Here is a 22,278-nt window from a genome sequence, read left to right as displayed (position 1 = left end):
AAGCCGGTTTGTAAAATTACAAACCGGCTTTTGTGTTTTATATAGAATACTATACCTAAGCAGTACGGAAAGCTGGTCAACAACTTTCCTTATTTACTATTAATTTGGTTAAGAACCTTTCTTACAAAAACAATACAAATGCGTCATTGCGAGCGCTAGCGTGGCAATCTCTGCGGAGACATTAGTTGTTTACAGATCAGCGTAGAGGTGGCGCCCGTTCCTTGCAAGAACGTGTTTGTATATAGTACTGCTATCTATAGCTTCTTACAAGCTTCTATTGAAAGCCCAGTACCGGGTGTGGCTGGTACAACTCTTCTAATTGCTTAACCTCCTCATCAGATAATTTGACCGACACAGCGGCTACGGCATCTTCCAGGTGGCCGGGCTTGCTGGCGCCTACAATAGGAGATGTAATGTAAGGCTTGCTCAGCATCCAGGCTAAGGCAATCTGAGCATTCGGTAAGCCGCGTTGTTCAGCTATTTCGCTGACGCGGTTTACAATGTCAAAATCTGAATCCTGACCGTACAGGCTTTTACCGAAAGCATCTGTTTTAGCACGTTCTGTTTCGTTACGCTCTTTACTGCGTTTGCCAGTCAGCAGTCCGCGTGCTAATGGCGACCACGGGATAATCGCAATCTTCTGATCCTGGCAGAATGGGATCATCTCCCGTTCCTCTTCCCGGTAAATTAAATTATAATGCGGTTGCATAGATACAAAGCGTGTCCAGCCATGTAAATCAGCAGTGTATTGTGCCTGCGCAAACTGCCAGCTGTACATAGATGAAGCGCCAATGTAGCGCGCCTTACCGGCTTTTACTACATCGTGCAAGGCTTCCATCGTTTCTTCAATGGGGGTATCGTAATCCCAACGGTGTATCTGGTACAAATCCACATAATCAGTACCTAGGCGCTTTAAACTGGCATCAATGGCACTCATGATGTGCTTGCGTGATAAGCCTTTATCATTAGGCCCTGGCCCCATAGGGTTATATACCTTGGTCGCCAGCACCACCTCATCACGTTTGGCAAAATCTTTTAATGCCCGGCCTACTACTTCTTCGCTGGCGCCAGCGGTGTACACATCGGCCGTATCAAAAAAGTTGATACCCAGCTCCAACGCTTTTTGAATAAACGGGCGACTTTGCTCCTCGTTCAGTGCCCATGGCCAACGTTCGGTTGGCGTACCATAGGTCATGGTTCCCAGGCATATCCTGGAAACCGTCATGCCTGTATTTCCAAATCTCACAAATTCCATAACTCTCCTTCTGGTTGTTGTTATAAATAAGATTTGTAACGTTTATTTGTTGACCAAAAAATTAAAATATTACTTCCACACGTAAGTAGCAACCGAACCACTATTCAAGTGAGTGCTTACCTGCTGGTTTTTGTATTTAATGTTGAAGTTTTGGGTTTCTTTACCTGTATTAATAACCACCAGCACTTTCTTACCATCAGGTGTTTTAAAAGCTACGTTAGGTAAATCGGCAGGCAGGTTTGATTGTATACGCATGGAACCCGGACGAATAAACTTAGCGGAGTGCGCTGCTACATAATAGGCTGGGTTGCGCAGTACATTATCTTTATCTAAAGTAATAGCACCCAGGCACCGGTCGCAACCACCACGGTCGGTGTGCGGGTTATTTTGCGGGTCGGCAGCTAAGTTCCATTCTAGTACGGTACGGCACCAGTTGCGGGTAGCGCCAATAGTCAGGTCGCGAATGTGATCCCGGAAGTCGCGGAAATTAGCAGGTGCGCCCATCCATTGCTCCGTAAAGTACAGGTTTTTGTCAGGGTGTGCATTATGCACGGTAGATAACGCATCAATAGTACCTCCGTACAAGTGAAAAGCCGAACCATCAATATATTTAGCTGCTGCCGCATCATTCAAGATGGAGATCGGATATTCTGGCTTGTCAGCATTATGGTCATAAATAATAATCTTGGTATCCAGCTTAGCAGCATTAAACGCCGGGCCTAAGTGGTTTTTTACAAATTCGGCCTGTTCTGGTGCTGGCATATACATGCTGGGGTTATTACCAGGGTGCAGCGGTTCGTTTTGTACCGTAATAGCACTGATGTGAATGCCATTAGCTTTCATGCTCTGGATATATTTTACCAGGTAACGGGCGTACACACCCTGGCAATCGGGCTTTAAGCTGCCACCTTTGGTATCGCCATTAGTTTTCATCCAGGTTGGTGCCGACCAGGGTGAACCCAAAATACCTAGCTTCGGATTAATCTTTAAGATTTCTTTTAATACCGGAATTACATCTTTCTTATCAGGTCCTAAATCAAACTTGGTTAACGATGAATCCGTCTGCCCGGCTGGTAAATCATCATACGAGAATACGAAAGGATTTAAGTCAGAAGCACCAATAGAAACTCGTAGGTAGCTAATGCCAATGTGATTGCCTTCGGTATCAAACAATTCTTTAAGTAGTTGTGTGCGGCTGGCTGGTGTCATTTGCATCAGCAACTGGGCGCTGCCGCCAGTTAAACAAAAGCCAAAGCCATCAATGGTTTGGTAATGTTCAGCTTCGTTTACCTCAATAGTTGGGTTAGCTTTAGCCGTTTTGGTAAAATTAAGCGGTTGTTTTTGGTGTACAAACAACGTGGCATTGTCGGCTGTGGTAAGCCAGCTATCTACCGCATTGCTCTTCTGTTGCGAAAAAGTACTGGCTGTAATGGTAGTAAGTACCGTAGCCAGTAAAGCGTGTTTTAATTTAAACATAGATGAATTATTGAAAACGTATAAAGAAGCACTTAGGGCTTTTATGATGCTTGAAGTTTCAGATAAATATTAATTGGTTCTTTTAATTTGACTAAGCAGCAGTGTCCAGTTTAGATACTTACTTTTTTTTCTAGATACCTGCTGAATAATGCTCGCATAATCAGGGTTAAAATAGCTGGCTAAGGATAGCAGGTAAACACCCGATTGCGGATTGAACGGTGTACCGGCGGCATACCCTTTTTCATGATTGGCAGCCCGTTTCCGGTCAAACTCTACCCGGCTGTTTACAAATTCGCCATGCTGTTTTTCACCAGTCATGTAAGGAATGATAAAATCAACCGACTTTTTGATAGAGGCTTTTTTATCCGACTCATACATAAAGTAGTTTTTACCTGTAGCGCGCTTGATGGCGATAGCTGCAGTTAGCAGAGGTTCCAAATCGTAGGTATGGTAATGAAAAGCATCACGTTCTATAAAATCCAAAGTGGTTCCATCGGCATTCAGGTTTTGGCCAATCTGCTTTTCCAGTTCGGGTATAATTATACCCTCATACTTGCTGCTGTGTAGCGTATAGGCAATCAGCGTGATAATCTTGATGCGGTGCGAGTTCCAGTTGTTAATGACGGTGCCTTTACCTGGCTGTATCGAAAAGCTATGCACTTCACCATCGGCTATGTGGTCGAGCCAGGCATCAATAGGCTGCCTTTGTGCAATGGATAATTCCGGTCGTATCAGATCGTACCCAGTTATAAAGGGTTCCAGTTTGGTTTCGTTAATTGGGTCGCCAGTGGGCTGGTTGGTTTCGGCCCAAGCTGTTAAATATGCAACTGCTTTTAGCTTATAATCTTGCTTACCATAAACACGATAGGCTAAAGCCAGTGCATACACCTTATCACCATCTTTCACCGCCTTTAGGCTGGCTACTTTCCTCGAATCGCCCTCCAGCAATCCCTGCGATTCAATTTTTTGAATCGGGTTAGGCTGCTCTTGCAAGGCCAACGCTGCCTGCCTCCAAAAAGAGGCTATCAACCGTGCTGCTGCCGTGTCTTGGCTAATGCGGGTTTTAAGCCGGATAAGCTCGTTGGTAGTTAAGCTTACATATTGAGCTGTGGCTGTTGCTGTAACCAGCCAGCAAGCCAGCAGCCCAATGAGCTGAATTTTTAGTGGATGGATAAGTCTCCCCATTTAAATTTGTTGTCTCGGAAACTAAATGCTTATCTACTATTTAGGTAAAAAATCTTCCCGGCAAGGGCTAAATGTATCTACCAGTTCACCGGCCTCCAGACAAATAATACCATGCTGAGTATTTGGCGGTACATAGTAGCCATCGCCTTTTCTTAAAACTTGGGTTGTATCGCCAATAGTCATTTCAAACACGCCACTTTCAATGTAAGTAACTTGTGTATGCGGGTGGCTGTGTGTGGCTCCTATACCATCGGCATCAAAGCGTACCTTAACCATCATTACGCTGGCATCGTAACCTAATATTTGCCGTTCAACACCTTCTCCAGCATATTGCCAGGCAATCTCCGGTCCCTGTTGAAATAAACTGCTATGAGTCATGTTACTTGGGTTTGTTTAATACTATATAAACTATTTAAAAGCCGAAGGTTTAAAATATTACTTACTGGCTGAACCTTTATACTCAGTAATGTTTACCGGTGTTTGCAAAACCTGATGATCTTTTTCTACCACCAAGGCTTTGGCTACGTTAAAGGTGGCTGTTTGCTTGATGTCTCGTGAGGATGTGCCGGCCTTTAAAGTGTACTTGCCAGCATCGGTAATCCATTCTGAACTACGGGTATGATACGAAGCTAGATCTGCCGAGCGGATTGCAAATGTAAGCGTCTGTGACTCGCCGGGTTGCAGCAGGTGGGTTTTGGCAAAGGCTTTCAGTTCCTGCTCTGGTTTATCAATAGTTTGCGTAGGTGCGCTAATGTAAATTTGTACTACTTCTTTACCCGCTACTTTGCCGGTATTTTTCACCACAACACTGGCCGTGAGCAACCCGTTGAACTGCGTTGAGCTCAGTTTCAGGTTACTAACAGCAAAGTTGGTGTAGGATAAGCCATAGCCAAACTCATATTGAGGTTTTACTTTGTAGGTATCATAATAACGGTAGCCTACATAAATACCTTCCTGGTAAATCACCTGCGCTGGTCTTTCTGCCGGTGTGCCCGGAAAGTTCTTAGCTGAAGGTACATCACTGTAACTAACCGGGAAGGTAGTAGCCAGCTTGCCGGATGGATTTACCTTGCCGCTTAATAAATCGGCAATGGCATCACCTGCTTCCTGGCCGGGCTGCCAGGCTAGTAAAATAGCATCGGCATCATCCTGCCAGCCTTTCATATCAATTACGCCACCTATATTCAATACAGCTATCACCTTTTTGCCTTTGCCATGAAAAGCTTCGGCAATTTTCTTAAAGTTCTGCTTTTCTTCTGGGGTTAGGTTGTAATTGGTTTCTAAATTACGATCATGACCTTCACCTGCATTTCTGCTGATGGTTATTAAAGCCACATCATTATGGCTGGCTGTAGCTTTGAGCAAGCTATCACTCGCCATTAGCTCAGATGAGCCACGATGAGGGTGTTCCGGGTCTGTTAAAGATTTAAAAAAGCGCCCATACACGTTTTTTAAACTTTCATCGGGTAGATAGCCTGCATTAAGCAAACCCTGATACACGGATGTAGTATAAGCCTTGTTGACCTCACCGCTGCCTGTACCGCCCGGAATGGTATTGTAAGTAGCATTGCCAAAAGCCGCTACGGTTTTCACGTTGGTAGTCATTGGTAAAGCCTGGCTCTGGTTTTTCAGCAAAATCATGCCTTCGGCTGCTGCCCGGCGTGCTATTGCGGCATGAGCTTTTAAATCGGGATGGTTAGAGTAAGCATACTGTTTAAAGGCAGGCGATTTCAGGATGATATTCAACATGTGCTCCACATTGCTATCCAGTACTTTTACCGACAGTGAATCGTGCTGCACCGCGTCAATTATAGTTTCAATCTGGTCTGGGCGACCTGGCATAATCAAATCGTTGCCTGCTTTCATTTCAGCTACCCAGTCGTAACCACCACCCCAGTCGGTCATTACAAAGCCTTTAAATTTCCATTCGTTTCGTAAAACGGTAGTCAGCAGGTCATGGCGCTGGGCTGTATAAACATCATTTAAGCGGTTATAGGATGACATAACCGTCCAAGGGTTAGATTCGGCAATAGCCAGCCGGAACGTTTTCAGGTAAATTTCGCGTAAAGCCCGTTCACTCACTATTGAGCTTACATAATTGCGATTGGTTTCCTGGTTATTAGCTGCAAAGTGCTTAATAGAAGTACCTACTCCATTTGATTGTACGCCCCTGATTAAAGCAGCGGCTATTTTCCCAGCTACTAAAGGGTCTTCCGAGTAGTACTCAAAATTACGCCCGTTTAAAGGGTTACGGTGAATGTTTACACCGGGAGCCAGCAAAATATCAACGCCGTACTCTTTTACTTCGTTACCAAAAGCACGACCTACACTTTCCACCACGGTTGGGTCCCAACTGGAAGCCAGCAGTGTACCTACCGGAAAAGCCGTAGCATAGTAGGTATGGTTATCACCTTTGCGAGTGGGCGAAATGCGTACCCCAGCAGGGCCATCGCTTAGTACCAGCGAAGGAATGCCTAATCGTGGTATGGCATTGGTATTACCGGCAGCGCCAGGTACTTTGGTTTCAGTATGCCCGATCATGGGTGGTTCCGGAACCCAGCCGTTACTCACGCCGTTACCGGCTGATTTGGGCTTGGGCGCACGACCAGCACCAACGAGCAACGTAACCTTTTCGCGCAGGGTCATGGCGGCAATAACTTCTTTAACCGAGTTTTTGCCCAACTGCGGTACCGGCTTTTTAGCGGTTTGTGCAGCTGCACATAAAGACACAGCCATTAACCCGGCCGATGAGGTAACAACTAACGCAAATGTTTTGAAAAAGCGCATCATGTAAACAGAATTATTTAGATAGATGTAAGCCTTGAAAGTGGCTATTTGTTATAAAAGGTATCTGCAAATCTAAAGGGAAATTTAATTCTATTCAATAAAAACGCTTATACACTGTATTTAGCACTGGCTTTAATACGCTTTAAACACATACTGATGAGTGCTATAAATTCGGTTTAAATCTGCCTAAGCACCAATTTAACTTACAAAAAAATATTTCTTAATACGCTTAATTCCAGATAAGCCATTCTAACGATGATATGGCACATATTGAGCCTGTTAAGCGGCTTAGCTGCTAATAGTTGTTATCGGTACTGTTTGCAATTACTGAAAGATGAACTAAATTGATACTTAAGCGCTAATTTCATCTTTTTTAAATCTTTTAGGTGTTTCGCAAGTTGCTATATCACTAGCAATACAACTGATGAAAACGAAGGAAGAAGAAAAGCAGATAAGTAAACATTATCAGGAGCTAAAAGCACATGTTAAAGGTTTTTTAAAATCGGCCGAGCAGGAAGAATTACACCAGTTCAGGGTGCAGTTTAAAAAAATGCGGGCTTTGCTTACGTTACTGCAAAGCGGCGATAAGCATCCGAAACTGCTGAAGCAGGTTAAACCCATACAAAAGATGTTTAAAAAAGCAGGCGTTATTCGCGGTGCTTACGTGAACCTGCAGCTAAGCCATCAGTACGGATTCAGAAAGCCTGAGTTTGAAGATAAGCAACAACAGATTATATTATCAGGTGCCAACCGGTTTTACTGTAAAGGCCCTAAGCAGCTTGAACAACTTAAACGTACACGCAAAAAGCTGATGAATAGTTTGCACCGCCTACCAGCTAAAACGGTACAAAACTTCTACCAGGATATGTTGAATGAGGCAGCCGATTTTTTGCAATCGCCAGTATTTGACGAACGTTTGCACGACTGCCGCAAAAAAATCAAACTACTGATGTATAACCAGAAAGTGGCTGATAGCGCCCTGGCTGATAAGCTGACCTTGAATAAAGATTATTTAAACCAATTACAGGACACTATTGGCAAGTGGCATGATGTGGTGCTGGCGTTGGAGTTATTTCATACTGATGAACTGAAGCATGAACCTGTACCGCGACAGTTAAAAGCACAGAAGGACGAACTACAAAAAAGCATAGTTTCTCTAGCTGAAAATTTCAGGCAGAAAGCTGTACTGGAGCAGGCCTCGGCAGAGAAGAAGAAACCCGCAAAAAATAAAGCAGTACAGTAATGGGGGTAGAAATTGAACGCAAGTTTTTGGTAGATAAAAACCGCTGGCAACAGTTGGAAAAGCCGGAAGGTACTTTATACAAGCAAGGCTATTTGTTAGATAGCAGCGAGAAGGTAGTTCGGGTGCGTGTAGCCGGTGAAAATGGTTATATCACCATTAAAGGAAAATCGGAAGGTTTTTCGCGGAAGGAGTATGAATACAAAATTCCTGTGCAGGATGCCGAAGAGATGCTGGCACATTTTTCTGGCACTGTAGTAGAAAAGACCCGGGTTAAAATCACCGTAGCCGGTAAAACCTGGGAAGTGGATGAGTTTGCCGGAGCCAACCAGGGCCTGTTATTAGCCGAGCTGGAATTAGAGCATGAGAGCGAAGCTTTTGAACATCCCGAATGGCTGGCCGAAGAAGTAACTGAGGATGAGCGATATTATAATGTTTATTTAGCCAAACATCCATTTAGTAAATGGTAATACTGGCACTATACTTGTACACCTAACCTAGTTAAACATCAACTTAATTTATATAATCATGAGTTTACTAAAATACGCAGTTATAGGCGCAGCAGTAGCCTACGGCATTCAGCAAGTTACCAAAAAACGTGCTACCGATGGTAAATCGATACTAGATGACTTACAGGAAAGAGCACCGGAGTGGACAGATAAGGCCAAGCAGTTTAGTGATCAGATACTGGACAAAGTGGCTCCTCGTACCGAAGGTCAGGAAACTTACCAATAAAGAAAAAGCCCCGCCTATTAAGCGGGGCTTTTTTTAGTGTACAGATTTTCGCTTCATTAGCCCGCCGGTGGTATCATCAATGCTTTGTTGTACCACAAAAGCAGAGGCATCAATTTTCAAAACTTTTTCTTTCAGCGTAGGTATTTCCAGCCGGGTTACTACCGTAAAAAGAATATCTCTTTCTTCCTGAATGTGCCCTACTTTGCCGTAACCACCCCGGCCCACATACACGGTTACGCCACGTTTCATGTTATTTTGAATAAAATCTTGAATTTCTTTACTACGTACGGATATAATAGTTACTCCGATATACTGCTCTATACCATTCAAAATAAAGTCAATCATTTTGGAAGCGGCCAGATAAGTAAGCGTTGAATACATGGCCGATTCAATGCCTAAAAAGAAGGCTGCCAATGTGAAAACGATAACATTAAGTAGCAATATAATATCGTTTACCTTAAGCAATTGGCTTTTTTTACTCAGCATTAGGGCGGCAATATCAGTACCATCCAGCACGGCACCGCCGCGTATAGCCAAGCCAATGCCTACCCCAATAAAAAAGCCGCCAAATACCGCTGTTAATAGTTTATCGTGCGTAACATCTGGAAAATGAACAAAAGCAACGCATAAAGATAAGCCTGCAATAGCGAGGGCTCCTTTAATGGCAAACGCCATCCCTTGCTGCCGGTATGCTAAAAAAATGAAGGGCAGATTAATGATTAAAAGCCAGATAGAAATAGAACTACCGGTAATATCAGAAATCAGCATGGATATACCGGTAACCCCGCCATCAATGAAATGGCTTGACAATAAAAAGCCTTTTAAACCAAAGGCGGCTGATAGTATTCCGAATACAATAAGCAGCGTTTCGGTTAATATTTCTTTTACTTTCATAGCCCAATATATATTTTAAAAAGGTAACCAGCTTCATAAAATATAGAATAGCTAAAGCCTGAACTTAAAAAATTTCGCCTACATCGATAAATAATCCGCGTGAGCCCTGGCGGCCAAAACCATAATCAACCGCTACGTTGGTGCGTGATGTTTTGTTCAGTTTAAGGCGCAAACCGGGGCCGAAGGCTGGCTGTATAGCTTGCAAACGCGTATGCGGCTGAGCCGATAAGCTTTCGGCATTGGCAAACAGTACGCCGCCAATTAAACCATTACGGGTAATTTTAAAACGGTATTCGGTTTCAGCATATACCATCTGTGCTCCTCTGAAACGCCCCTGAATGTACCCGCGCCCTGTGGCCGAGTTCGGGTCCCATGAATTACTGGGCAGGTTCAGGTAAGGCGGCTTGCCACTCAGAATAAACCAGTTGTACGACCAGAAAGCCAGTACATTGTCTGACTGAGCCGGAAAGCGTACATACTTACGATAATCAATAATTAAGGATGACCACGTACTGGTACTTCCTAAAATTGGAGTGTTGGTACGATATTGTATGCTGCCATACCAACCTCTAAGCGGATTGATAGAATTATCGCGCGAATCATGCAGTACATTCAGAGTAAAACCCGAAGCTATAGTATGGCGTGAAGTGCCATAAGCTTCGTAATCTGAAAAGGCACCGTTAAGCGGGCCTTGGTGCGATAAGTTCCAATAATTATCCAAAGCGTAACCTAAGCCAGCATACCAGTTGGCTGTTATGTGTCGGTAAGCGGTTTCATAAAAGCGCACAAATGAAAAGTTCATGGGGTCTTCATCGTGGATGTTAGAACCGCTGCCTAAACCGTAGGTGCTTTCAGGATACTGGTAATAGCGGAAATCGCCTACAAAATCAAACGTGTTGTTTTTTGTCCAGATATTGGACAGGATGGGAATAATAAACTGCTTGTTTTGGGTATAAGAGGCACTGGCTACAATAGTTGAAATATGCGCCTGCGGACCTGTACGAAAGGCCACATTGCCCGAAAGTACCGCCGCCAGCCTGGAAACTAGCGTATAGCCAATAGCCGGCACTACCGAGATTTCAGGTTTTGACGTGACGGAATCATTTTCGGCTGCTGGCTTCAAATGCAGCAACGCCCGGAAAACATCAGGCAAATCTTTTTGGTTGGATGCAGGCTGGGTAACATTAGCCGTAGTATCGGCCACCCCCTTTTTGCCGGTAAGCAGTTGCGGAATTGAAACGTTTTTATCGGCCTGTGCCCATACCTGGTGTTGTGCCAAAATCAGTAGGGCAAAACAAAAGGACAGGCTCCGGATCAGTTTCATATAATGCTCAAATTGCAGCCAAAGTAACATAAAGGTTACGAGTATTGCAACTTTAGCCAGTATCCATCTAAAGCAATAGCCCTAGTTGAACTTAGATGAATCAAAGTTTAACCAGGGCTATTACCTATTAAGTAAGTGCCCGAACGGCACGGCTAAAGGCTACTTCTGCATTTTTATGGCCACGTTGGCGGATGGTAAACCATCGGCACTAGCAGTCAACGTAAGCGTACCGGCTGCCGTTCCGGCTTGCAGTACGGCTAGCCCCAAACCATTAAATACCGAGTGCTGATTGCCTTGGAAAGATTCCATACTGGTTTCACTGCCATTATCCATACCTGCAATATGCCCGTTGCCTGCCACTTTGAAATGAATCAGGTTATTAGCATCAGGTACCAGGTTACCATTTGCATCCAATATGCGCACAGTTACAAAAGATAAATCCCGGCTATCGGCCTTAATAACTTTATGATCGGCTACCAATTCAATTCGGGCAGCTTTACCGGCGGTTTGAATGGTTTGGGTAAGCACTGTTTTACCATTTTTGCGTGATACGGCTTTTAGTGTACCGGGTTCATATTTTACCCGCCACATGACGTGCAAATCCTCGCCTTGTTTCTTTTTAACACCTAATGATTTGCCATTCAGGTATAGCTCTACCTCGTCGGCATGGTTGTAATAAGCCCATACATCTACCGTTTTGCCGGGCTGCCAGTTCCAGTGCGGCAAGATATGCAGTACGGGTTTGTTGGTCCACTCGCTTTGGTACATATAATAAATATCCTTCGGGAAACCTGCTAAGTCGATAATACCAAAGTATGAACTGCGTGAAGGCCATTCATAAGGCGTAGGTTCGCCCAGGTAGTCAAAACCTGTCCAAATGAACATGCCCGACAGAAAATCATATTTCTTGATCTCTTTCCAGCTTTCCTCATGCGTTGATCCCCAAGGGGCAGATACATTATCATAAGCCGATACGGTATTATCTGCATTGCCTTTTTTCAAAGATTGATCCCATCTTTCCGGCCAACGACGTATGCTGTCTGATGGCATATCATAATGTCCGCGGGTTTCCAGTGCCGAGGTAGTTTCGGTACCAATAAACCTTTTACCCGGATACCGCTGATGAAAAGCAGCATAATCCTGATGATGGTAGTTATAACCAACCAAATCAATAGCACCTGAGCTGATAATTTTATTACCTGTATCAGGATTATTGTTGGCGGTGGTGATTGGTCGGGTTTTATCTAAGCTATGTACAATATGGGCCAAATCAGCGGCAATGCGCAAAGCACTGCTGTCGCGTTGTTCCGGAATTTCATTGCCAATGCTCCAGATAAATACAGAAGGGTGGTTACGATCGCGCAGCAACTGGTCTTCCAAATCGCGTTTGTGCCAGGCTTTGAAGAACTGATGATAATCGTATTTCTCTTTCGGCTTTTCCCAGGTATCAAAAGCTTCATCCATTACAATAAAACCCATTTTGTCGCACAAATCCAATAGCTCAGGCGCTGGCGGGTTATGGGAGGTACGAATAGCATTGCAGCCCATTCCTTTTAAAATTTCCAGTTGGCGTTCTAAGGCGCGGGTGTTCAAGGCAGCGCCCAGGCAACCTAAGTCATGGTGATCGCAAACGCCTAAAATTTTAAGGTGCTGGCCATTTAGCGAAAAACCTTTGTCGGCATCAAAATCAAAGTAGCGAATGCCCAAAGGTGTAGTATAGGTATCCAGCACCTGATTATTTTGCTTAACCTGTGTTACAACTTGGTACAGGTATGGGCGATTAACTGACCATAACTGCGGCTGCTTTACTGTAAATTGCTGCTCATAAGTAGTAAGCGTATCGGGCAAGCGGTAACTTGTAGTGCCAGCCGCGGTAATAGTTTTACCACTCGCATCCACAATTTTGGAAGTAATAGTTACTTGCTGACTGCTACCTGTAGTATTGCGTAAACGGGTTTGTAACTTAACCGTAGCCTGTGCCGAGCTTACCTCGGGCGTGGTTACGTAAGTTCCCCAGTGGGCAACGGCTATTTTACTTTTGGTTACCAGCCAAACATTGCGGTAAATACCCGAACCAGAGTACCAGCGCGAGTTAGGCTGATCAGCGTTATCAACCTGTACGGCAATCACGTTACTTTTGCCCCAGTTAAGGTAAGGCGTAAGCTCGTACCGGAAGGATATGTAACCGTTAGGCCGCTTGCCCAGCAAGTGGCCGTTAATCCATACTTCGCTGTTGCGGTACACGCCGTCAAAATCAATATAAACCTGTTTGCCTTGTGCCGTTTGCGGTACAGTAAAAGTTTTACGATACCAGCCTATGCCACCAGGCAGTGCTCCGCCGCCTATACCCGCCGGGTTATCCTTACTGAACTTGCCTTCAATACTCCAATCGTGTGGTAGGTTAAGCGAACGCCAGCGGGCATCGTTATAGCCTGCCTCTTTGGCTTGCTTGTTATCGCCCAGGTAAAATTTCCAGCCATTATCAAAATCGGTACGGCCGTTAACCGATTGGCCAAATGCAGTGTGACATACCACTGCCAGCAATACTAAAACAAGTAAAGGTTTACTACGAGGCATAAGCGTACAAGGTTAAATAAGCAGCAGATGTTGAAACCTGCTATAGTTTACAATAGGTGTTTGTTACAAATTAAGTGTTTTCTGTACAGTTAATCAAAAAAACAAGTATGCTGGTGAAGTATAAATGTAAGAGAAATGATAGCATTCAATAGGTGTCAGAATTACTCAAGGTGTGCAAGATGTTGTTACATTGTCTTAACAATAGCATAATATCGGGTTGATGTTCGCTTTATATAGCTGGGGTTACTTTGCGGAAACTTTGCAGATTGATGAAGAACCTGTACTCCCTGTTAATTTTTACGCTATTGTTTTGCTATACTGCACAGGCTTTTGCCGACAGTGCCATAAAAGGTATAGTAACCGACCAGAAGAATGGTGAGCCCCTCCCCGGAGCTACTGTTACCTTAAAAAATGAGCGCATGCATACCAAAATATCCACCAGCGTAGGGCTGGATGGCAGCTATAGCTTCAAGAATGTTACCGCAGGCAGCTACGAGGTAGAAGCTAAATATGTAGGCTACAAGGATGAAGAAAAGCATACAGAAATAAACGGTAACGTACCTTTGATTATCATTAACCTGGCTTTACAAGGCAAGGGACATGATTTAAGCGAGGTAAATATAAAAAGTCGTACCAACCAGGGGTCAGATCAGGCTGCCAGGCGCATTGAGCAGCGGGCCGACCAAGTGGTTAATGCTGTATCGTCACACAGTATAGAAATATCGCCAGATATTACCATTGCCAACGTTACCCAGCGTATTAGCGGTGTATCAGTTGAGCGCAGCAACAATGGCGAGGCGCAATATGCCATTATTCGCGGGATGCCGCAACGTTATCAATACACATTGATTAACGGTATCAAAATACCTAGCCCCAGCAATACTAACCGTTATGTACCGCTGGATATTTTCCCGGCCGATATTGTTGACCGTTTGGAAGTTTACAAATCATTAACCGCCAGTCAGGAAGGTGATGCGATTGGTGGGGCTATCAATTTAGCGTTGAAAGATGCTCCTGACGATTTTGCTCTGCACCTGAATGTGGGTACGGGCTATGCTGAAAACTTTTTCAATCACGGCTTTACGCAATTCGATCATAGCGCTAGCTTGTCACGTTCGCCACGTATTAAAAATGGGGCAGATTATATTGCCACCATGAACGATTTTCCGAATAGCCCTTTCCACTACAGTACTAAAAATGTACCGCTGGCTAGTATATTAGGCTTTAGCGTAGGTGGCCGCAGCCATGATAAAAAACTGGGTGCTTTACTGGCGGGTAGTTACCAGAACACCTACCGGCAAACCAATGGCGTGTTTTTTAATACGCAGGTTAACCTAACCAATAATGAACCTAGCGTACAAGATTTTCAAAGCCGTACCTACAACATCCAGCAGCAGCGTGCTGCGTTAATTGGTAAATTGGATTATCGTTTTGATTCGGCCAATAAGCTTACCCTAAATGGTTCTTATATCAACCTTATGCAAAATGAATATCGTTTTGCTTCCGATACCAGCTTTTTAGGCCGTACGGCTGTAGGTAACGGCCGGGTAAATGAAGGTTACCGTAGCGACCGTACTATACAGCAAGTTTATAACGTAAACCTGCAAGGCGATCATACCCTGTTGCCTAACTTCCGCGCTAACTGGATGGCAGTATATTCAAAAGCCACCGCGAATGAACCTGATCGTGCTGATTTAAACCTGAATACGGGTAGAAACATACAACCGGATGGTTCGGTAGTGCAAGCTTCAACTACGTTTGATGCACTGCAATCGCAAACCCGCATTTTTACTTACAACTCCGATCAGGATAAAACAGGGTACCTGAACCTGATTTACTCGCCGCAGCTATTTAATACCAAAGTAGAATTTAGCGCTGGTGGTATGTACCGCGATAAAGACCGCCACAGTGATTATGATGAGTACGACTTACGAGTAAGCGGCAATACTGCTCAAACCTTTAACGGTAATATCGATAACAACACTTTTGCGGTGTTCAATGGGCAAGGCCGTGCCTCAGATGCCTTGAACTACACCTTCAATGAAAAGATAGGTGCTGCTTACGGACAGTTTAAGTTTACAGCGGGCAAGTTGCAAACCATTGGCGGCTTACGGTATGAGCATACCAGCCAGGCTTATGAAACCAATGCTTCCGAGCAAACGGTAGGTAAAAATGGTACCAACCATTATTATGATTTTTTGCCTAGTCTGAACTTTAAGTACATGTTGTCAGAACATCAGAACCTGCGCTTATCGTACTATTCAGCTATTAGTCGCCCTAATTTTTACGAAATTATCCCGCATACTTCTGGCGATCCGGATGCCGATTACAAAGAGATTGGTAACCCTACCCTGAAACGTACCACGGCAGAAAACTTCGACTTTCGTTATGAGCTGTTCCCGAAAGGATTGGATGAGTTATTGGTAGGTGTATTTTACAAAGCCATCAATAACCCTATTGAAAATGCTTTAGTGCGTCAAACCAGCAGTGCCGGTAGTACCAGTACCAACCTGGTGTTACAACCGCAAAACTTTGGTACAGCACACAACTATGGTTTCGAGTTTGAAGCAGTTAAGTACATTCACAATTTTGGCGTAAGGCTTAATTACACCTACACCGATTCAAAAATTACCACATCCAAACTGGTAAACTATCGTGATGCCAGTGGTTATGTAACCAATCGTTTGGAAAATCAAACTCGTCCATTGCAAGGCCAATCTAAAAATATCGGTAACTTCTCGTTTCTGTATAAGGATGGTAAAGCCGGGTTAGATGCCCAGTTATCGTTGGTGTACACTGGCTCGCGCATCAACTTGGTATCAGGTTACCTGGATAATGATGTTTGGCAGAAAGCCTTTACCACGCTCGATTTTTCAACCGAAAAACGATTGTTCAAAAACCTGTATGGCTACTTCAAAGCAACCAACCTGCTGAATACGCCATTTCAACTGGAGTTGCATCGCCCCTATCCGGAAAGTGTAACTGTATCATCCGAATACCAGAAAGATGGCGCTAACGCTTTTGTGCGGCGCGATACTTACAACCGCTATTACATTTTAGGTTTACGTTACCGACTATAAATTCATTCATAGTTATGAAACTGATAAAAAATTTATTCCTGCTGCTAGCTTTAGGCAGCGTAGTACTGCTGAGTGCCTGCCACAAAACCGAACTGTTAACCTTATCGCAGCCGGTGTTGCAGATAAGTGCCCCTATCACTTCCGACACTTTAAAAGGCACCATCAAAGGTACCTTGCTGAGTGGCAAAACTTATTATTTTAAATCGGACATTACGGTTAATGATGGCGATACGCTGCAAATGCAGGCCGGCGTTAAGCTGATTGCCATTGGTGATGGTAAAACTTACCAAACCAGCCCCGAAATTATTGTGCATGGTACCTTTATCAGCTTAGGTACAAAAGATAATCCTAACTATATCACTGTAGGTAACTATACCGATTTACACAGCCAGGCTGCCGCTGGCAACTACGCCAACGTTTTTCAGGGCTATTGGGGAGGTATTGTTTGTTCGCCCTCAACCACAGCTACCGCTACCAATGCTGCTCCTGCCGGTGGCGATTTGATTATCAAATGGACACACCTGGAAATGGCAGGCGGCCCATCGGGCCCCAACAACGATCCGGCTATTTATGCACAAGGCGATCCTCGCTACATCATTTACTTTGGTAATATTAAAAAGAATTTTGTGCTGGAAGATTCATGGGTGTTTGGCAGTAAAGATGATGCTATACGCGTGGTAGGCGGCAAAATCAACATTATGCGCAACACCTTTGAGATATGCGGCCAATCGGGCGGTGAGTTTTTCAATATGAAGAGCGGTACCGTGGGTGATATTGCCTATAATATGATGATTGGGGCTGCTACCAATGCCATTAAAGCATCAGATTCAGGTAGCTCGGGTACGCAGTGTAACGTAAACATGTACAACAACACAATTGTGAACTGCGGTTTCCGGCAAACTAAATCAGGCCGGGGCGGCTCTATCAACTATGAAAAAGCAGCCCGCGGATTAGTTTACAATAACCTGATTGTGAACTGCCGCTTCGGTTTGCGTTTGGTGAATGATGCAGATATCACCAATATCAAATACAACAGCCAGCTTTACTATGGTAACTCACAGACTATAGTCAACCAATTCAACTCGGCCGATGGTGTAGCTACCTTTCAAAGCAATGATGTGCATTCAACCACGCCGCAGCAAAATAATCCGCTGTTCATCAGCTACGATCTGAATCAGTTTAACTATACGGCCAGTCCGGGCCCGTTAACGGCTGCACAGCAACCTGCTTACCTGGTACAAGTAGGTAGTGGCAACTTCCGGTTACAAGCTACTTCGCCTGCTGCCAGCAAAGGTAAAACTGATTTTCAACCGCTGAATTTAGTAACCTCAACTGGTACAACGGCATCTACCGTTACCTTACCGGGTAAAGATTTGGGTGCTTACCAGATTGATGGTACTGGTAATCAGCATTAATTTATAATCTTAGTATTTGTTCCTTTTCCCCTTAGCTATTGCGGGGTGTGAAGCTGTTCTTGAAAGATGGCTTTGCACCTCGCAATGGCATATCTGTACATATATGTCTTTACGTTTAAAAGCTTTTTCAATACTATTTGCAGGCATCAGCTGGGTGTCTGTTAGCTATGCCCAAACCTGTGATAGCAACTTTTTAGGCACCAAAACCCTATACCATGCACCAAAAGGTGCAGCAGTCAAAATACCTACAGGTTATGAGCCGGTGTTTATTAATTATGTGGGGCGACATGGGGCCAGGCATTTAACTAAAAGTCCTGAATCATCTTATGCTTATCGGCTATTACAGCAAGCGGATAGTAGTCAGGCACTTACGCCTACCGGATTACAGTTAAAACGCATGGTAATGGCGCTACAAAAGGTAGAAAAAGGAAAAACCAAATCCATATCGGCCGAAGGTCGGGCTGAGTTACAGGGTATTGCAGGGCGCTTATATGCCGCTAATCAACCGGTATTTGCCGGTAAGCCCAAAGTAGACGTTACCATTACCAAAGAAGTGCGTACCCGGCAAAGCGCTGATGCTTTTGTGCAACAGCTGCAAACGCTGGCACCTCAGGCTGATGTAGTAGAGCGAGGTGTTAATGATACGACTCTACGCTTTTATGATTTATCACCCGCATACACGCAGTTTGAAGATAAAGGCAACTGGACTAAAGCTATGGTGCTGCTACAACAGCAAAAGCATATCAGCGCCATTAACCAGCAGGTTGCAGCCCGATTTTTTAAAGCTGATTTCCTGAAAAAACTATCGACTGAAAATCAGTCTGATTTTACAAATGATGTATTCGGCTTTGCCACTATTGTGCACTCCTTAGCTGCTGAGATCAAAGAAGCTGGATATAGCGCCAAAGAGCTTGATTTTTCTTCACTTTTTACTTGCCAGGAACTGAACACTTTAGCTTATATCGATCAGGCTGATGATTATCTGAAAAAAGGGCCAGGTACAAATACATTAGGTTTACCTATAAAAATAGCGGCACCTTTATTAGCCGATTTAGTTAAAACAACCGATGCATACCTGAATGGTTCGCCGGTTAAAGCACAGTTGCATTTTGCTCATGCCGAAACAGTATCACCATTAGCTACCTTGTTGGGCATGGAACCTGCTGCAGTAGCCTCTAAAAACATAATTGGTTTTAACCAACACTGGCAGGCTTCGGCTATTATTCCGCTAAGCGCTAATATTGCCTGGGTACTTTATAAAAATACAAAAGGCAATTACCTGATTCAGTTCTTGCTAAATGAGCGACCGGTTAAAATAATAGGCTTACAGCCATCAACAGGAAGCTTTTACCAGTGGATAGCGGTACGAAAATTTTACCTGAACCGGCTTGCCCAAATTGGTGCCAGCATAAACATGAATGGCCGTGCATATTTGGAAAGTATAAAGTAACATAGCTAACCTTATTATACATACTTTAAAAAAAAACTACTCCAGCAAAAAGCCTCACAAATTTAATTGGTGAGGCTTTTTAGTTATTTTAAGATAGCAATTTATCGCCTGCGGCCACTCAGCAGAGAGGCGTAGTACAACAGGGTGGCTAATGAGCTTAATGCAGCTACTACGTAGGTCATGGCGGCCCACCATAGGGCATCTTTAGCTTCATCATGTTCCTGGCGGGTTTGTACTACGTTGTAGTTATTATCCAACCAGGCTAAAGCACGTCGGCTGGCATCAAACTCAACGGGTAGCGTAATAAAGCTAAATACAGTAACCAGCGCCAAGGCAGCTACACCAATGGCCAGTATGAGTGGGTTGCCCGAAAATATCAGTAGCATAACGCCAATCATCAAGGTCCATTGCACAATGTTGGAGGCCACCTGAATGGCCGGTACAATAGCGGTACGCAAATTTAACCAACCGTAGGCTTTGGCATGTTGCACGGCATGTCCGCACTCGTGTGCGGCTACAGCAGCGGCAGCCACGCTACGGCCATAATATACTTCCGAACTCAGGTTTACGGTATGGTTTGCCGGGTTGTAATGGTCAGACAGTTGTCCTTCGGCCGCTACCACTTGTACGTTATATATGCCATGGTCGTTCAACATGCGCTCAGCTACTTCGGCACCCGAAAGGCCCGATAGCAAACCTTCTTCTGAATGTTTTTTAAACTTATTCCGAAAACGCCATTGTACGCCTAAGCTCACTAATCCAATAACAATCAATAATAAGTAACTCATAACAAGAGTATTTCAAAAATCGTTCCTGAACATGTACAAGGGGTTTTACCCTGTATTTATGCCATTTATGCAGCGGTAGATATGTAAAAATGGCGTTTAGGTTCAACGCATAAGTTTTACCTTTACCAAGCATTAAGAGCAGCGGATGATTCACGAGGATAAAACATTTGAGCAGATTAACTATACCGGAAAAGTAATTCAGGGCCGCGAATTTCAAAGCTGTACTTTTCGGAAATGTGATTTTTCCAATAGTCAGTTTTCGTATAGTAAGTTTCTGGAATGCACCTTTATCGAATGTAATTTATCACTCATGAAACTGGATGGTTCGGTTTTAACTGATGCTGCATTTACAGATTGTAAGCTGCTAGGCGTAAACTTCAGTGAGTGCCAGGATTTTTTGTTCAGCGTATCCTTTACTTCGTGTATGCTGGATTATGCCTCGTTCGTGAACAAAAAGATGCTAAAAACGAAGTTCAGTAAGGTATCATTGAAAGAAGCCAACTTTACTGGAACCAACCTTTCAAACTCTGTATTCGAGGAAACTGATTTAAACAGAACCATTTTCAGCCGAACCGATCTTACCGGAGCTAATCTGCTAACTGCATTCAACTACACCATCAACCCCGAACAGAATACATTGAAAAAAGCTATGTTTTCTTTACATGGGTTACCGGGCTTATTAATGCACCATCAAATTAAGGTAGTTGGATAGCTCAGCAACCTTTTATAAATAAGGTACCAACCGCTCCAGCGCCATACCGCGCGAACCTTTAATTAATACTATGGTATTTGTAATGGCATTAGCTTGCAAGTCTGCTATGGCTTCTTCAGCGCTGCGGTAAAAGGTAGCTTGTGGGTAGTTGGGCTGTTGCAGGTAAAACTCCTCACCAACAAAAATATGCGCATCGGCTGGCACTTGCAGGGCTACCTTTAACACCGCTTCGTGCTCGGCAGCAGCTTCGGGACCCATTTCAAACATATCACCCAAAATCATCACCTTGTGCTCGGCCTGCATTTTATGGAGGTTATCAATGGCTACCACCATGCTGCTGGGGTTGGCATTGTAATAATCACAAATCAGCGTGTTGCTGGTTGTTTTTACAATTTGCGAACGATTGTTTTTAGGCTGATAACCTGCAATGCCAGCATTAATCTGTTGGGCACTTAACTCTAAGGCATGGCCTACGCAAATAGCTGCCAAAACGTTGTCTAAGTTATATTCGCCGGTAAGCTGAGTAGTTACTTGCTGCTCTTCGTTACTTTCTGCAACACACCAGCTAACAGCCAAATACGGGGCATTCTCGGTAATATGGCCTGAAATTTTATTTAGAAACGACAACTTTCCATAGTACACCACATTTTCTAAGCCCCGGCTTTCCTGCATTTGTATCAGGTCTAAGCTGCCACTGTTAACAAAGGCCAAGCCACCGCTGGCTTTCAGGTAATCATACAATTCACCTTTGCCTTTTTTTACGCCTTCTACCCCGCCAAAACCTTCCAAATGCGCTTTGCCTACATTGGTAATCAAGCCGTAAGTGGGTTGGGCTATGCTGCACAGCAGTTCTATTTCTTTCTGGTGGTTGGCCCCCATTTCAATCACAGCGATTTCATGTTCAGGTCTGATACTAAGCAAAGTGAGCGGTACGCCGATATGATTGTTCAGGTTTCCTTGCGTAGCCAGCGTATTAAATTGCTGCGAGAGTACGGCATTAATTAGCTCCTTGGTGGTGGTTTTACCATTAGTGCCCGTTAGGCCAATCACCGGAATTGATAAATGCCGGCGATGGTGCCGGGCCAAATCCTGTAACGTGGTTAGCACATCCTCTACTAAAATGCAACGCTCTTGGGTTTGGTAAGCCGAATTGTCGATAATTACATAAACTGCACCGGCTTCTAAAGCTTGTTGAGCAAACGTATTGGCATCAAACTTATCGCCTTTCAGGGCAAAGAACAGGCTGCCTGGCGCAATTTTACGGGTATCGGTACTGATAACAGGATGTTGCAAGTATGTAGCGTAGAGTTGTTCAATGGTCATGCACAAATATACAAGGGAAAAAGAATAAGTATAGTTA

The 22,278-nt window shown here is 44.1% G+C and carries 17 protein-coding genes; 7 read left to right on the top strand and 10 right to left on the bottom strand.

Going from position 1 to position 22,278, the window contains the following annotated elements; all coding sequences use genetic code 11:
- Positions 1 to 274 precede the first annotated feature (274 nt).
- The 5 genes from HH214_RS10905 to HH214_RS10885 form a co-directional block, all read right to left on the bottom strand.
- On the bottom strand, positions 275 to 1,255 hold the full coding sequence (locus HH214_RS10905) for an aldo/keto reductase (protein WP_169607598.1): 981 nt from the start codon (positions 1,253 to 1,255) through the stop codon (positions 275 to 277).
- Between the two features lie 69 nt (positions 1,256 to 1,324).
- Entirely contained in the window at positions 1,325 to 2,731 is a 1,407-nt protein-coding gene (locus HH214_RS10900; RefSeq protein ID WP_169607596.1) for a glycoside hydrolase family 30 protein, read from the bottom strand.
- Positions 2,732 to 2,800: 69 nt separating this feature from the next.
- A complete protein-coding gene (locus HH214_RS10895) occupies positions 2,801 to 3,916 on the bottom strand; it encodes an alginate lyase family protein (protein ID WP_169607595.1) in 1,116 nt (371 codons plus the stop codon).
- 36 nt (positions 3,917 to 3,952) lie between these two features.
- Entirely contained in the window at positions 3,953 to 4,294 is a 342-nt protein-coding gene (locus tag HH214_RS10890; protein WP_169607594.1) for a cupin domain-containing protein, read from the bottom strand.
- A gap of 57 nt (positions 4,295 to 4,351) precedes the next feature.
- On the bottom strand, positions 4,352 to 6,706 hold the full coding sequence (locus HH214_RS10885) for a glycoside hydrolase family 3 C-terminal domain-containing protein (protein ID WP_248282261.1): 2,355 nt from the start codon (positions 6,704 to 6,706) through the stop codon (positions 4,352 to 4,354).
- A gap of 421 nt (positions 6,707 to 7,127) precedes the next feature.
- Here HH214_RS10885 and HH214_RS10880 point away from each other — a divergent pair, with 421 nt between their 5' ends.
- Genes HH214_RS10880 through HH214_RS10870 form a run of 3 tightly spaced genes read left to right on the top strand, consistent with a single transcriptional unit; the run spans position 7,128 to position 8,678 of the window.
- Positions 7,128 to 7,946 (top strand): CHAD domain-containing protein, encoded by an 819-nt coding sequence (locus HH214_RS10880; protein WP_169607593.1) that lies wholly within the window; start codon positions 7,128 to 7,130, stop codon positions 7,944 to 7,946.
- Positions 7,946 to 8,413 carry a CYTH domain-containing protein gene (locus HH214_RS10875; protein WP_169607591.1) on the top strand — a complete coding sequence of 156 codons (468 nt, stop codon included), beginning with the start codon at positions 7,946 to 7,948 and terminating at the stop codon, positions 8,411 to 8,413. The genes HH214_RS10880 and HH214_RS10875 overlap by 1 nt, the downstream gene beginning before the upstream one ends.
- A 58-nt stretch (positions 8,414 to 8,471) precedes the next feature.
- Positions 8,472 to 8,678 (top strand): YtxH domain-containing protein, encoded by a 207-nt coding sequence (locus tag HH214_RS10870; RefSeq protein WP_169607590.1) that lies wholly within the window; start codon positions 8,472 to 8,474, stop codon positions 8,676 to 8,678.
- Between the two features lie 33 nt (positions 8,679 to 8,711).
- Here the strand turns inward: HH214_RS10870 and HH214_RS10865 are convergent, their stop codons facing one another.
- The 3 genes from HH214_RS10865 to galB all read right to left on the bottom strand — a co-directional run bounded on the left by HH214_RS10865 (position 8,712) and on the right by galB (position 13,473).
- On the bottom strand, positions 8,712 to 9,572 hold the full coding sequence (locus tag HH214_RS10865; RefSeq protein WP_169607588.1) for a YitT family protein: 861 nt from the start codon (positions 9,570 to 9,572) through the stop codon (positions 8,712 to 8,714).
- A 64-nt stretch (positions 9,573 to 9,636) separates the two neighbouring features.
- Positions 9,637 to 10,896: a BamA/TamA family outer membrane protein gene (locus HH214_RS10860; protein WP_169607586.1), complete on the bottom strand. Its 1,260-nt coding sequence runs from the start codon at positions 10,894 to 10,896 to the stop codon at positions 9,637 to 9,639.
- 159 nt (positions 10,897 to 11,055) lie between these two features.
- A complete protein-coding gene (galB, locus tag HH214_RS10855) occupies positions 11,056 to 13,473 on the bottom strand; it encodes a beta-galactosidase GalB (protein ID WP_169607585.1) in 2,418 nt (805 codons plus the stop codon).
- Positions 13,474 to 13,742: 269 nt separating this feature from the next.
- Between galB and HH214_RS10850 the strand changes: the two genes are divergently transcribed.
- From HH214_RS10850 to HH214_RS10840, 3 genes are all read left to right on the top strand, one after another.
- Entirely contained in the window at positions 13,743 to 16,553 is a 2,811-nt protein-coding gene (locus HH214_RS10850) for a TonB-dependent receptor (RefSeq protein ID WP_169607583.1), read from the top strand.
- A 14-nt stretch (positions 16,554 to 16,567) separates the two neighbouring features.
- Positions 16,568 to 17,968: a hypothetical protein gene (locus HH214_RS10845; protein ID WP_169607581.1), complete on the top strand. Its 1,401-nt coding sequence runs from the start codon at positions 16,568 to 16,570 to the stop codon at positions 17,966 to 17,968.
- 103 nt (positions 17,969 to 18,071) lie between these two features.
- Positions 18,072 to 19,418 (top strand): histidine-type phosphatase, encoded by a 1,347-nt coding sequence (locus HH214_RS10840; RefSeq protein ID WP_169607580.1) that lies wholly within the window; start codon positions 18,072 to 18,074, stop codon positions 19,416 to 19,418.
- 101 nt (positions 19,419 to 19,519) lie between these two features.
- On the opposite strand, the gene HH214_RS10835 is transcribed toward HH214_RS10840, so the two are convergent.
- The gene (locus HH214_RS10835; protein ID WP_169607578.1) at positions 19,520 to 20,206 is read right to left on the bottom strand and encodes a zinc metallopeptidase; all 687 of its coding nucleotides are present in this window, start codon (positions 20,204 to 20,206) and stop codon (positions 19,520 to 19,522) included.
- 145 nt (positions 20,207 to 20,351) lie between these two features.
- On the opposite strand from HH214_RS10835, the gene HH214_RS10830 reads away from it, so the two are divergent.
- Positions 20,352 to 20,918, top strand: a complete 567-nt coding sequence (locus tag HH214_RS10830) for a pentapeptide repeat-containing protein (RefSeq protein ID WP_169607576.1) — start codon at positions 20,352 to 20,354, stop codon at positions 20,916 to 20,918.
- 12 nt (positions 20,919 to 20,930) lie between these two features.
- On the opposite strand, the gene HH214_RS10825 is transcribed toward HH214_RS10830, so the two are convergent.
- Entirely contained in the window at positions 20,931 to 22,241 is a 1,311-nt protein-coding gene (locus HH214_RS10825; protein WP_169607575.1) for a UDP-N-acetylmuramoyl-tripeptide--D-alanyl-D-alanine ligase, read from the bottom strand.
- Positions 22,242 to 22,278 lie beyond the last annotated feature (37 nt).

This window comes from Mucilaginibacter robiniae (genome assembly GCF_012849215.1).
In the GTDB taxonomy this organism is placed as follows: Bacteria; Bacteroidota; Bacteroidia; order Sphingobacteriales; family Sphingobacteriaceae; genus Mucilaginibacter; species Mucilaginibacter robiniae.
Note: the sequence above shows the minus strand (reverse complement) of the source record. Positions and strands in the feature narration are given on the sequence as shown.